This window comes from Corallococcus sp. CA047B (assembly GCF_003612065.1).
GTDB classification, from domain to species: Bacteria; Myxococcota; Myxococcia; order Myxococcales; family Myxococcaceae; genus Corallococcus; species Corallococcus praedator.
Map to the genome: position 1 here is coordinate 1 of NZ_RAWD01000290.1, position 12041 is coordinate 12041.

At 70.3% G+C, this 12041-nt stretch carries 12 protein-coding genes and 1 pseudogene; 8 read left to right on the forward strand and 5 right to left on the reverse strand.

What is annotated here, in order from left to right; translation table 11 throughout:
* Together D7X74_RS32525 and D7X74_RS32530 are read left to right on the forward strand one after the other, a co-directional pair.
* A partial coding sequence (locus D7X74_RS32525; protein WP_147446760.1) for a pitrilysin family protein occupies positions 1-497 on the forward strand: 497 nt, incomplete at its 5' end.
* The gene (locus D7X74_RS32530) at positions 497-2101 is read left to right on the forward strand and encodes a pitrilysin family protein (RefSeq protein ID WP_120536899.1); all 1605 of its coding nucleotides are present in this window, start codon (positions 497-499) and stop codon (positions 2099-2101) included. The genes D7X74_RS32525 and D7X74_RS32530, both read left to right, overlap by 1 nt.
* 22 nt (positions 2102-2123) lie before the next feature.
* Here the strand turns inward: D7X74_RS32530 and D7X74_RS32535 are convergent, their stop codons facing one another.
* The gene (locus D7X74_RS32535) at positions 2124-3146 is read right to left on the reverse strand and encodes a DUF3616 domain-containing protein (protein WP_120536900.1); all 1023 of its coding nucleotides are present in this window, start codon (positions 3144-3146) and stop codon (positions 2124-2126) included.
* A gap of 209 nt (positions 3147-3355) precedes the next feature.
* Between D7X74_RS32535 and D7X74_RS32540 the strand changes: the two genes are divergently transcribed.
* Positions 3356-5287 carry an OmpA family protein gene (locus D7X74_RS32540; protein ID WP_120536901.1) on the forward strand — a complete coding sequence of 644 codons (1932 nt, stop codon included), beginning with the start codon at positions 3356-3358 and terminating at the stop codon, positions 5285-5287.
* Between the two features lie 187 nt (positions 5288-5474).
* On the opposite strand, the gene D7X74_RS32545 is transcribed toward D7X74_RS32540, so the two are convergent.
* Both D7X74_RS32545 and D7X74_RS32550 read right to left on the reverse strand, forming a co-directional pair.
* Complete coding sequence (locus D7X74_RS32545; RefSeq protein ID WP_120536902.1) at positions 5475-6053, reverse strand: TlpA disulfide reductase family protein; 579 nt, start codon at positions 6051-6053, stop codon at positions 5475-5477.
* Positions 6050-7114, reverse strand: a complete 1065-nt coding sequence (locus D7X74_RS32550; RefSeq protein WP_120536903.1) for a CFI-box-CTERM domain-containing protein — start codon at positions 7112-7114, stop codon at positions 6050-6052. Before D7X74_RS32550 ends, D7X74_RS32545 begins: the two co-directional genes overlap by 4 nt.
* Positions 7115-7227: 113 nt before the next feature.
* Here D7X74_RS32550 and D7X74_RS32555 point away from each other — a divergent pair, with 113 nt between their 5' ends.
* The 3 genes from D7X74_RS32555 (at position 7228) to D7X74_RS32565 (ending at position 9300) form a co-directional block, all read left to right on the forward strand.
* Positions 7228-7515, forward strand: a complete 288-nt coding sequence (locus D7X74_RS32555) for a hypothetical protein (protein ID WP_120536904.1) — start codon at positions 7228-7230, stop codon at positions 7513-7515.
* 115 nt (positions 7516-7630) lie between these two features.
* Positions 7631-8881, forward strand: coding sequence for a S1C family serine protease (locus D7X74_RS32560; RefSeq protein WP_120536905.1), 1251 nt, complete (start codon positions 7631-7633; stop codon positions 8879-8881).
* A 149-nt stretch (positions 8882-9030) separates the two neighbouring features.
* Positions 9031-9300: a vegetative protein gene (locus D7X74_RS32565; protein WP_120536906.1), complete on the forward strand. Its 270-nt coding sequence runs from the start codon at positions 9031-9033 to the stop codon at positions 9298-9300.
* 48 nt (positions 9301-9348) lie between these two features.
* Here D7X74_RS32565 and D7X74_RS32570 read toward each other — a convergent pair whose 3' ends face one another.
* Entirely contained in the window at positions 9349-10083 is a 735-nt protein-coding gene (locus D7X74_RS32570; protein ID WP_120536907.1) for an RNA methyltransferase, read from the reverse strand.
* A gap of 72 nt (positions 10084-10155) precedes the next feature.
* Here D7X74_RS32570 and D7X74_RS32575 point away from each other — a divergent pair, with 72 nt between their 5' ends.
* Together D7X74_RS32575 and D7X74_RS32580 are read left to right on the forward strand one after the other, a co-directional pair.
* Positions 10156-10725, forward strand: a complete 570-nt coding sequence (locus D7X74_RS32575; RefSeq protein ID WP_233602355.1) for a hypothetical protein — start codon at positions 10156-10158, stop codon at positions 10723-10725.
* Positions 10726-10801: 76 nt separating this feature from the next.
* Complete coding sequence (locus D7X74_RS32580) at positions 10802-11758, forward strand: phosphoribosylaminoimidazolesuccinocarboxamide synthase (protein ID WP_120536909.1); 957 nt, start codon at positions 10802-10804, stop codon at positions 11756-11758.
* A gap of 34 nt (positions 11759-11792) precedes the next feature.
* On the opposite strand, the pseudogene D7X74_RS43215 reads toward D7X74_RS32580, so the two are convergent.
* Positions 11793-12041: pseudogene (locus tag D7X74_RS43215) on the reverse strand (hypothetical protein); the annotation flags it as partial.

Below are 12041 nucleotides of genomic sequence, written 5' to 3' on the forward strand. Positions count from 1 at the left end.
CCCCCGACGCCGCCATCCAGTCCATCCTCGCCGAGTACCTCGTCGGCGACACCAGCCCCGCCTACAAGGAGCTGGTGCTGGAGAAGCAGCTCGTCGAGTCGCTGTCCGTCTCCACCTCGCCCCACCGCGACCCGTACCTGTTCCCCATCGACGCCACCCTCCAGGACGAGAAGCACCGCGCCGCCGTGGACGCGACCCTGCGCCGCGACGTGAAGGCCCTGGTCGAAGGCAAGGTGGACGCTGGACGCGTGAAGGCCATCCAGGACCACCTGCGCTACGGCCTGCTCATGGGCATGGACACCCCGCGCGATGTGGCCATCGACCTGGCCTTCTACGCGGGCGTCATGGGCCCGCCCGACGCGCTCGCCAGCTACCTGAAGCAGCTGGGCGCCGTGACGCCGAAGCAGCTCACCGCGTTCGCGAAGAAGTACCTCATCGACTCGAACCTCACCGTCCTCACCCTCACCCCCAAGCCCGCCGCCGGAGGGACGCCGTGATGCTGAAGTCCAACCCGTCCGTGTCCCTGGTGTTCGCCGCCGCGCTGTCCCTCGCCGGTTGCGCCTCCACCCCCAAGCCCATGCCCGAAGCCGCGCCGCCCACGACGCCTCCGGCCGCGACCGACACCGCGAAGACCACCGCGCCGGTGCCGGCCGTGCCGCTGAAGCAGCCGAAGCCGATGGAGCTCGTCGTGCAGGCCCGGCAGGACACGCCGCTCGTCAGCCTGCGGCTCGTGTTCCACACGGGCTCCATCGATGATCCGAAGGGCAAGGAGGGCCTCACCTTCCTCACCGCGAAGCTGATGGCGGAGGGCGGCACGCGGAAGCTCACCGCCGCGCAGTTGCTCGAAGCGCTCTACCCGATGGCCGCCGAGCTCACGGTCGTCACGGACAAGGAGATGACCACCCTCTCCGGCCGCGTCCACAAGGACTTCCTGCCGCGCTTCCTGGAGCTGTACACGGACACGCTGCTGGAGCCCCGCTTCGACCCCGCGGAGTTCGAGCGCCTGCGCGCCAACGCGCTGAATGCCGTGCGCAACGGCCTGCGCAGCGAGGACGACGAGACGCTGGGCAAGGTGGGCCTGGACGCGCTGCTCTACGCGGGCCACCCCTACGCCCACTTCACCGGCGGCACCGTGCAGGGCCTCCAGTCGCTCACGATTGACGATGTGAAGGCGCACGCGCGCCGCGTCTTCACCCAGGACCGGCTCGTCATCGGGCTCGCGGGCCCGGTGGACGCCGCGCTCCAGCAGACCGTCACCTCGCGCCTCTCCGCGCTGCCCGCCACGGGGGCGCCCCGCGTGGCGCTGCCGCCCGTGCCGTCCTCCGCCGGCCGCACGCTCATCCTCCAGAAGCCCACGCTCTCCACCGCCGTGAGCATGGGCTTCGTCACGCCGCTGCGCCGGGGCGACCCGGACTTCTTCCCGGTGGCGTTCGCGCTGTCGAACCTGGGCGAGCACCGTCAGTTCGTCGGCGTGCTCTTCAACGAACTGCGCGAGCAGCGCGGCCTCAACTACGGCGACTACGCCTACGCCGAGCACTTCATCGAGGACCGGGGCAACGGCACGTTCAACCGCACCAACCTGGTGCGCACCCAGCAGGATGTGTCCCTGTGGCTGCGGCCCGTGGTGCCCGCCAATGGCGTGTTCGCCACGCGCGGCGCGGTGTACTTCCTGGACCGGATGTCGAAGGAGCCCCTGCCCCAGGACCGCTTCGACCTGGTGCGCGGCTTCCTCCAGGGCTACACGCGCCTGTGGGAGCAGAGCGACCAGCGCCGGCTGGGGTACGCCATCGACTCGCTCTTCTACGGCACGCCGAACTTCCTGGAGTCCTACCGCGAGGCGCTGAAGACGATGACGCCGGAGTCCGTGAACGCCGCCGTGCGCCGGCAGCTCCAGCCGGAGAAGCTCGCGTTCGTGTTCGTCACGGAGGACGCGGACGGGCTCGCGAAGACGCTCAAGTCGGGGGCGCCTTCTCCCATCACGTACGCATCACCCAAGTCGCCGGAGCTGCTGAAGCTGGATGAGACGCTCATCCAGCAGAAGCTGCCGGTGCGTCCGGACGCCGTCCAGGTCGTCCCGGCCGCGGAGTTCATGGAGCGCTAGCACCCGCGCGCCCATCCGGCGCTCAGGGGCTTTGCGGCAACGTCGTCCACACGCCGCGAAAGCGCTTGAGCGCCGGATCCTCCTGGCGCTTGCACTCCACCCCGTCCAACGACACGGTGCCGTCGTCGCTCAGGAGCAGGACCTCGTCGGACGCGTCCGGCGTGAAGAACGCCTCCGGGTTGAGGCTCGACAGGTCCACCGACTCCACCGGAGCCGGCCGGTCATCCCCGCCCCTCCAGGTGAACAGCCGCGAGCGCGCCTCCGAACCGGTGGCCCCCGCCATGATGAGGTAGCGGCCCCGCCACGACGACAGCGAGCGGATGCCCAGGCCTCCCAGGTCCAGCAAGCGCGGTGCACCGAAGCGCGCCGTCACGCCCTCGCGCACCACCGCCTCCGGGTTGAGCAGCGGCACCACCAGCGCCTTGCCCTGCGTCAGCGGACTGCGAAAGCCAATGAGCATCGCGGGCGAGTCCAGCATCGCCGTCAGGCCCTCGATGTTGAGGCCCCCGGCCTGCTTCGGCGGCAGCGGCTCCGCGTCCACCAGCCCGTACGGCGCGAGGCCCGGCGCCGCGAGCAGGTCCTCCAGGAGCCGCGTGTACGGCTGACCGATGAGCTGCACGTGCTCCGCATCCCCGGCGCTCGTGGCGAAGAAGCGCAGGCGCGCGGGCTGCTTCTTGCCGGAGCTGTTGCGGCCGTGCGACGTGAGCCAGAAGGCCAGGTTGCCCAGCCGCGAGCCTGCCTCGATGTCCGTTTCCGGAGGCTTCTTCTTCACCGGCAATTCCAGCGACGGCGACAGGTCCACCGTCTTCAACGGACGGCCGCCTTGGCGCGCGTCGTAGATGCGCAGGATGTTGTCCTCGTCGTCCGCCACCACGAACAGGCCGCCGCCCAGCTCCACCGCGCCCGACGCGTCACAGCTCCCCTCGAAGACGACCGTGCTCTCGGATCCAGCCACCGGCGACGCGAGGGACTCGCGCCGCACGTTCGACTCACGGGTGCCGCAACCCACCACCAGGAGACATCCCCACAGGAGCCAGCGATTCATGACGCTGTTTCTCGCATGGCCTCCAACGCTCCGGGGAACCGGAAGGCCGCCGTGAACTGTGACGTAATCGACAGGACACATCGCCTCGCGGCGGGGGGCTCGCTCCTCTCGTGGGCACCCCGAATTGTATAAATGGCACAGGGCTGTAGCTCACACCGGAAGGGTGGCTTTTCTTCCGGCCCGAGAAGGTGGGTGCTAAGAGCCTCAGCATGCAATGCCCCGACTCCGGGCACGTTTCGTGGAGCCGGTCCGCAGGCGGCGCAGCCATCCGGCTCGCGGCCCTGGGCCTGCTGCTCACCACGGCAGCGGCCCACGCACAGCCCGATCCGTTCTCCCGCGGCTTCGATGCCGTTCCCGTGAAGCCCACGGCCGCGCAGTCCAGCGGCATCGCGCTGGAAGGCGCCACCGCGGAAGCGGTGGGCAGCTATCGGGGCGCGCTGCTCCTCGACTTCAACTGGCGCATCCTCTCGCTCAAGCTGGGCGACGAGAAGCTGGGCGACCTGCTGCCGTACCGGCTGGATGCGCACCTGCTGTTCTCCTACCAGCTCCTGGAGCGGTTGGAGCTGGGCGTGGACCTGCCCGTCACGCTCATCCAGGGCGACAACTTCTCGCTGCTCGGGGACGCGCTGAACGCGCCGGACTTCCCGGGCGCCGCGGGCGTCAGCGGCACCACGCTGGGCGACATCCGCCTGCTGCCGCGCGTGAACCTGCTGAACCCGAACCGCTTCCCGGTGGGGCTCGCGGTGGTGACGGAAGTGCGGCTGCCCACCGGCAGCGCGCAGAGCTTCACGGGTGAGCGCGGCGTGGTGTTCGCCCCGCGCCTGGCCGTGGACTGGAAGGTGGGTCCCCTGCCCGTGCGCGTGCTCGGCAACGCGGGCGTGCTGCTGCGTCCCGCGGCGCAGTACCTGAACCTGCGCGTGGACGACGAGCTGACGCTGGGCGCGGGCGGCATCGTGGACCTGCCGGACATCGGTCGGCTTCGCGAGGTGAAGGGCGTGGCGGAAATGCACCTGCGCACGCCGCTGGTGCGCCCGTTCAACTTCGACCAGTCGGATTCGCTCAAGACGCCGTGGGAGCTGCTCGTCGGCGCGCGCGCGAAGGTGTGGGGCAACTGGGGCGTGGAGCTGGACGTGGGCCGCGGGCTCAACGTCACCACCGGCTACGGCCGCGAGGCCCTGCGCGTGATGCTGGCGGTCCGCTACGACACGTCCGGTCTGGACTCGGATGGCGACGGCGTGCCCGACACGCTCGACCGCTGCCCCACGCAGCCCGAGGACAAGGACGACTTCGAGGACTACGACGGCTGCCCGGATCCGGACAACGACGGCGACGGCATCGCGGACGGCGACGACGCGTGCCCCAGCGTGAAGGGCACCGTGGAGACCAAGGGCTGCCCGGTGGAGCCGGACAAGGACACCGACGGCGACGGCATCATCGACAAGCTGGACAAGTGCCCGGACGTGCCCGGCCTGAAGGACTTCGACGGCTGCCCGGACACGGACATGGACGAGATTCCGGACGGCGAGGACGACTGCCCCGACGTGGCCGGCCCGCCGGAGAACAACGGCTGCCCGTACGACGCCCCGCCCTATGTGGTCGTGGAGTCGGACCGCATCCGCATCAAGGGCAACATCCTCTTCGAGACGAACTCCGCGATCATCCAGAAGCAGTCGTACCCGCTGCTGGATGAGGTGGCGGCGGTGCTCGCCAAGAACCCGACGCTGGGGCCGGTGCAGATTGAAGGGCACACGGACAACAAGGGCTCGCGTTCGCTCAACCTGGACCTGTCCAAGCGGCGCGCGAAGTCGGTGCTCGACTACCTGGCCGGCAAGAAGATCGACCGCAAGCGGCTGACGTCGCAGGGCTTCGGGTTCGACCGGCCCATCGACACCAACGACACGGCGCTCGGCCGCGCGAAGAACCGGCGCGTCGACTTCAAGCTCGTGAAGTCGGAGATCGAAAGCGGCCCGAAGGAGACCATCGTCCCCAACGGCCAGCCGCCTCCGCCCGGCACCCAGCCGCTGCCCGGGCTGGGCGGGCCTCCCGCGACGGATGCGGGAACGCCTGCGACTCCGGCTCCGGCCACCGCGCCGAAGCCACAGGCCGCGCCGGACGCGGGCACGCCGGCCGGCAAGAAGTAGCTGGGGTGGCAGGGACGGTCCGGCATCCGGGCCGTCCCGCTGTCTCGCGGACAGGAGGACGACCTCCTCCCATCACCGCGAAGGGCCTGGACGGCCGGGAGCAGCACCTCCTCCCGTCACCGCGTCAGGCCGCGTGAAGCCCGGCGGACGGCCCTCGAACCCGGGACCGTCCACCTCACGTCGGGACCTACTTCTTCAGCGCCCGCTCGATGCGACGGCGCAGGCCGTCCTCGGACAGCATGCCGCGCTGGGCATCCGTCACCTTGCCGTCGCGGTCCAGGAAGTAGAGCGTGGGCAGCGCGTTCACCTGGAAGGCCCGCGCCACGTCGTCGTCCGCGTAGACGACGTAGGGCTTCAGCTCCGGCTGGAAGCGCCGGAGGAAGTAGTCCACCTCCTGCTCCGCCGTGGCGCCTTCGTCCCGGCTGGCCGCCACGAACACGAGCCCCTGGGACTCGTACTCCTTCGCCAGCTTCACCAGCGACGGCATCTCCTCGCGGCACGGCGGACACCAGGTCGCCCAGAAGTCGAGCATCACCACCTGGCCCTTCAGGTCCGTCAGCGCCAGCGAGCCGCCCTCGTGCTTGCGCAACTGGAAGTCCGGCGGCGCCGCGCCATCCGGTACCAGTCGCGCACGCTGGCCCTCGCGCACGCCCAGGAACGCCAGCGCCGCCAACCCCAGCACCGCCACCACCGACAGCGCCGTCTTGGCGCCATCCCCGCGCGCGCCCGGCGGCTTCGGTTCCTCGGTCCCAGCCTGCTGTGTCATCCGCGTTCCCTTCGTGTCAGGCGGCCGTGCACCCGCGTCAAGGCCCAGCGCACCCCGGCCCGAACCCGCGGCCGACGCACCACCCAGGCCGCCAGCGGAGGTCCCCAGTGATAATAGCCGTCGATGAACCCCTGACCGAGCCGGCTCTTCCTGAGAACCTCGTCCCGGTACGCGCGGAACGCCACCAGCTCCGGCGCGCCCTCGCCGAAGGCCGCCGTCACCACGAAGCACGAGGCCGCGGGGCTCACCCACATCAGCTTCATGTTGGTGTGGTTCATCACGACCTTCAGCTCGCGCTGCTCCGTGTAGAGGAACGCCAGCAGGTCGCGGCGCGCGGCAGGAAACTCCTGCCCGCCGGCCTCCTCGAAGTCGATGCGCGTCGTGACGGCGCTGCCCACCTCGTCCACCGTGAAGCGGTAGCGCTTGGAGCTGCGGCGGATCTCCACCTCCAGCCCCTTCAGCTCCCCGAAGTAGGCCATGAAGGGCACCCGGCACGCCGGGCACACGAAGCGGTGGTACGCGTGCGTCGGCAGGAAGGCGTAGTCCCCCAGCCGCTTGCAGCCGGTGTTGGGGCACATGAGCTTCACGCCCACCTGCGCCGCGTTGCGAGGGTCGTAGCGCGACTGGCCACTGGCCTTGTCGAACACCGGCGGCGGCCGCGCCGGAGGGCCCACCATCTGCCGCGTGGGGTGCGCCGCGCGCTCCAATTCCTGGGCCCGGCGCCACGCCAGCTCCGCCGCTTCCAGCCGGCCGTCCGCGGTGTGCACCAGCGCCTCCGCGTGCGCGCGCAGGGCCTCCACCAGCCGGTCCACCAGCGGCGACACCGCCGGCTCGCGCGCCACCGCGAAGGCCTCCGCCAGCACCCGCTCCATCTCCGGTAGCAGCGCCTGGGCCGCCTTGCGCGTCGGGTCCTCCGCCCGCCGGTACACCGGGGGCTCCGGCAGCTTCGCGAACAGCGCCGAGGCCGAGGTCCGCACGCGCTCCAGCGCCGCGTCACCCCGCCCCACATCCAATCCCGCCGCCCGTGTCTGGGCGGCCCTGATGAGTTCTTCGGGCAGCAAGGCCGTGGACCTTAAGGGCCCGCCCGCCCCCCTGTCAGCGACTCCCGTCGCGCCGGTCGGAAACTCGCCATGGCATTGGAGACGATGTAAGACGACGTAGGAGGATGTGAATCATGGGCGTGTTGAAGTTCCTGGTCTGGACGGCATGCGCGGTGGGTCTGGGCGTCTTCCTGGCGCGGGGCAAGGTGGACGGTCGCTCGCCGCTGGAGCACATGGAGCGCACCTGGAAGCGTTCGGTGAACCCTTCCACGATGGACAAGGTGAAGGACGGCTTCGAGGGCGCGCTGGACGACGCGAAGCAGGTCGTGTCCCAGAAGTCCGCCAACACCGCCGCGCCGCGCGAGCGCATCACCGAAGAGGACCGCGCGGCCATCAACAACATCATCGCCAAGAAGAAGTAGGCGCCGAAGTAGGCTCGGCGTTCGCTGATCGCACTCCAGCCCCCTTCCGTCCGCCCGGGACCATTCATACCTTGCGCCGGGGCGTTGGGTTGGACGGTGGTGGAGAGGCGGGCCCATGGGTTGGACGCGGTTCGGGGGCGTCATCAAGGTGGCGGTCATGGCATGCGCGCTGGGAGCAACGGCGCGCGCCGAGGCCCGGGATACGAAGCTGTGGATGGAGGCGCAGAACCGCGCCGTGTCCCGGCAGCACTCCAACATCAGTGAGGTCGCCCGGAAGGCGATGCCGGCCGTGGTGTCCATCACCACGCGCCAGGACAGCGCCGACGTGCCGGAGGGCGAGGAGCCCCAGCGCGGCATCGGCTCCGGCTTCATCATCCACCCGGACGGCTACATCCTCACCAGCGCGCACGTGGTGGAGGGGGCCTCCGAGGTCACCATCTCCGTGCGCAGCGCCAACGGCTACGTGGAGGAGTTCCCCGCGACGGTGGTGGGCGAGGACGAGAGAACCGACTGCGCGCTCTTGAAGGTGGACGCGCCCCGGAAGCTGCCGGTGCTGAAGCTGGCGTCCGCGTCCCACGTGGGCATCGCGGACTGGGTGGTCGTCATCGGCAACCCGTTCGGCCTGGCGCACTCCGTGACGGTGGGAGTGGTGAGCTACCTGGGCCGCACCGACGTGACGCCCAACGGGCGCGACGGCGACTTCGACTACGTGCAGATCGACGCGTCCATCAACCCGGGCAACTCCGGCGGGCCGGTGTTGGACCTGCACGGCGACGTGGTGGCGGTGGCCAACGCCGTCAACGTGTCCGGCCAGGGCATCGGGTTCGCCATCCCCATCGACATCGCGAAGACGGTGATTCCGCAGCTCAAGGCCCACGGCCGCATGCGCCGAGGGTGGATTGGCATCAGCGTGCAGGACTTCTCCCCGGAGGTGGCCGCGGCGTTCAACCTGATGCCGCGCGGCCGGGGCGTGGTGGTGACGGACGTGGTGGAGGACAGTCCGGCCGCCCGCGCGGGCCTGCGGGCCGGCGACGTCATCCTGGACATGGACCGCCGGTCGGTGGAGCGCGCCCACACCCTGCGCTGGCAGGTGGCCGCTCGCGGCGTGGGCCAGCACATCCGCCTCCAGGTGCGCCGGGTGGGCCGTCCCATGACGATGCGGGTGAAGCTGGACGCCCTGCCCTTCGCGGAGGCGGAGGCCCCGCCGGCCACCCTGGCCTCGGGCACCGCTCCGGGTGGACGCCCGGCCGGGGCCCAGTCCGTGCTGGAAGAGCTGCTCTCCCCGGTGCCGCGTGCCAGCGCGGGGCAGGCGGGCGTCCAGGGCACGGGCGGTTCCGGGTCCCTGAAGCGCACGCCCGTCCCCTGACAGGACGGACCTCCGGGGCCCTCCCGGGCCGCCAGCCTCCTTGCGTTCCGCGAAATCGGGCGATACACCGTGCGCCTTCCATACTGCGGCGGGTCCACCCACGTGGCGCCGCGGGTTTTCGCGCATCGATTCGCAGGAGAGTCCGCACCATGGCCGAGGCCACCCAGACGAAGAAGTCCACCCATTGGCCGCGCACCGCCAAGGGCAACGGCAAGAAGGCGTGCACCGTGGAGGGCTGCAAGCGCCCCTACCGCGCCAAGAACTACTGCTTCTTCCACTACAAGCAGTGGCGCCAGGGCGACCTGCCGCACTCGCGCTACCGCGTGTGCTCCAAGCCCGAGTGCCGCATCAAGGTCCTCAAGGGCGGCCTGTGCGAGAAGCACTACGCGGAGACGTACAAGAAGGACGCGGCGGCTTAAGTCGCCCGTCGTTCCCGCTTCACGTGGCGCCGGCCACGCCTCCCGCCCTCACTCGCGGGAGGTCCCCGGCGTCACCGCGCGGCCCAGGTGCTTGAAGGCGTTGAGCCAAAGCTCCGCTTCCCGCTGGGTCAGCCGCGAACGCATCAACGTCTGCTCCAGCTCATGCAGCACATGGTCCGGCGCCTGCCGGTTCAGGAAGTCCGCCGCCAGCATCGTCTCGCGCATGCGCTTGCTCAGCGCGCCGAGCGTCCCCAGCCGCGCACCGGGCTCCTCCGCCGGCGGGCCGGAAGGCTCCACGCCCTGACGGTGGCAGAGGTACAGCAGCACCGACGCCGACTGCGCCAGGTTCATGGACGGCTGCACGTCCGACGTGGGGATGACGAGCACGTCCGCGCAATGCGTCAGGTCCTCGTCGGACAGGCCGCGCTGCTCACCGCCGAACAGCAGCGCCACCCGGCCCCGCTTGCTCTCCTCCGCCAGCCGCCGCGCCGCCTCTTCCGGGGTCAGGGGGGACCGCCCCTCCACCTGGGTGCGTGACGTGCTGCCCACCACGTACACGCAATCCTTCACGGCCTCCGCCAGCGTCGGGGCGACGGTGAGGGCCTTGAGGACGTGGTCGCTTTTGACCGCCAGACGTTCCGCGCCGGTGAAGTCGCGGGTGATGGGCTCGGAGAGGATGAGGCGTTGGAAATCGAAATTCGCCATGATCCGGCAGACGGCCCCGAGGTTGTCGGGTGAACGGGTCTGATGAAGGATGACGGTGAGCTCCGCACCTGGACGCATGCCCCCGAGTTTAGCTGGTGGTGCGTCAGGGTGATCGGTATATTCCCGCTGATGCGTCGCTGGGTCCCTGGCTTGCTTCTGTCGCTGTCGCTCGTCACCACCGCGTGTGGTGGCACGGGCACGCCTTCGCGTCCGTCGCTGACGTCCCGGCAGGCGCTCACCAGCTCGCCCGAGGTGGTGGAGTTCGAGTCCCCGGCCGTGCGCTTCGAGCTGTTCCGGGACATTGCCCGCCAGTCGGAGCAGGAAGCCGGGCAGTCCGCGCAGGGCGTGGCGCTGTTCCCCATCATCCAGGGCAACGAGTTCGTCGCGGCGCCGGGCTTCGAGGCCCGCGCGGACCTGCTCCAGCCGCCGGACGCGGGCAGCGGCCTCCAGTTCGTCTTCGACGGCCGGGCCGCCGAGCGGTGGCCGGAGGACCGGCGGGAGAGCCTGCAGGGCCTCTCCGAGCGCGAGGCCGCGGAGCTGGTCGCGCGCACGCTCCTGGCGCTCTGGGACATCCACCCGGAGGGCGAAGTGCAGGTGGACCGGGCCGCGGGCGCGCCGTACGCGGTCGCCTACGTGGACGGCATCCTGCGGATCAACCCGGCGTTCCTCTATCTGGCGTCGGCCTACGGTCCTGCTTCCATGGCGGCGGGCCTCCAGTAGAGTCGCGCGCCTCATGAGCTGGCCCCGCTCCCGCCCCTTTCCGGCGGAGTGGCCGGGGCCGCGAGGCGCCTCCGACGTGAACACCTCCGCCCTCCACGCGCAGCTTTCCCACACGCTCCGGCAGACGGACCTGCCAAAGCTCGGCCAGCCCTACAAGGGCAAGGTCCGCGACACCTACCGCCAGGGCGACAAGCTCATCCTGGTGACGAGCGACCGGCTCTCCGCCTTCGACCACGTCCTCACCACCATCCCGTTCAAGGGCGAGGTGCTCAACCGGCTGGCGGCCTTCTGGTTCGAGCGCACGAAGCACATCTGCCCCAACCACGTCCTGGACGTGCCCGACGCGAACGTCACCGTGGCGCGCGCGTGCGAGCCGTTCTCCGTGGAGGTCGTCGTGCGCGGCTACCTCACCGGCAGCCTGTGGCGCGACTACGAGAAGGGCACGCACACCGCCTACGGGCTGCCGTTCCCGGACGGAATGCGCAAGGACAGCGCGTTCCCCACGCCCATCCTCACGCCGTCCACCAAGGCCGAGTACGGCAAGCACGACGAGCCCATCTCCGAGAAGGAAATCCTCGCGCGCAACCTCGCCACGCCGCGCGACTGGGCCCGCATCACGGAGGCCGCGCGGGGCCTGTTCCAGGAGGGCCAGAAGTGGGCGCTGACGCGCGGCCTCATCCTCGTGGACACCAAGTACGAGTTCGGCAAGGTGGGCGACGAGCTCTACGTCATCGACGAGATGCACACCCCGGACTCCAGCCGCTACTGGGTGGCGGACGAGTACGAGGCGCGCTTCGCCAAGGGCGAGGACCAGCGGATGCTGGACAAGGAGAACATCCGCCAGTGGCTCATCCGCGAGCGGAACTTCTCCGGTCACGGGGAGCTGCCCGCGATTCCTGACGACGTGCGCGTGGACCTGGCCACCAAGTACGTGGCCGCCTACGAGCGCATCACCGGCACGTCGCTCACGCTGACGCCCGGGGACGTGCACGCGCGCATCGAACAGAACCTGCGGGCGAAGGGCTATCTGTAGGCCCCGTCGCCCGTTTCGGCTCGGTGAGGCCGCGCTAAGTAGGTCGCCAGAAGTTCTCTAACAAATCGCGTAGCCAGAAGCCCTCGGCGAGGCAGCCCGCCTTGCGGAGGGCGTCCTGGGCAGAAAGGCCCAGCACCCAGCGGATGGCGGCGCCGACGTGCTGCTCGACCGTGGGGTACTGACGGTTGGCGGAAACGCGTTGCTTCAGGGGGCGCCACAGATGATCCATGCAGTTGAGTTCTGAGCGCTGCTTGGGCAACAGCAGCAGGTGGATTCCGAGGCG

Bases quoted from the DNA above. Each gene is read 5' to 3' on its own strand.
- D7X74_RS32530 (WP_120536899.1), top strand. From the start codon at position 497: ATGCTGAAGTCCAACCCGTCCGTGTCCCTGGTGTTCGCCGCCGCGCTG.
- D7X74_RS32535 (WP_120536900.1), bottom strand. From the start codon at position 3,146: ATGAATCGCTGGCTCCTGTGGGGATGTCTCCTGGTGGTGGGTTGCGGC.
- D7X74_RS32570 (WP_120536907.1), bottom strand. From the start codon at position 10,083: ATGCGTCCAGGTGCGGAGCTCACCGTCATCCTTCATCAGACCCGTTCA.
- D7X74_RS32565 (WP_120536906.1), top strand. From the start codon at position 9,031: ATGGCCGAGGCCACCCAGACGAAGAAGTCCACCCATTGGCCGCGCACC.
- D7X74_RS32560 (WP_120536905.1), top strand. From the start codon at position 7,631: ATGGGTTGGACGCGGTTCGGGGGCGTCATCAAGGTGGCGGTCATGGCA.
- D7X74_RS32540 (WP_120536901.1), top strand. From the start codon at position 3,356: ATGCAATGCCCCGACTCCGGGCACGTTTCGTGGAGCCGGTCCGCAGGC.
- D7X74_RS32545 (WP_120536902.1), bottom strand. From the start codon at position 6,053: ATGACACAGCAGGCTGGGACCGAGGAACCGAAGCCGCCGGGCGCGCGC.
- D7X74_RS32555 (WP_120536904.1), top strand. From the start codon at position 7,228: ATGGGCGTGTTGAAGTTCCTGGTCTGGACGGCATGCGCGGTGGGTCTG.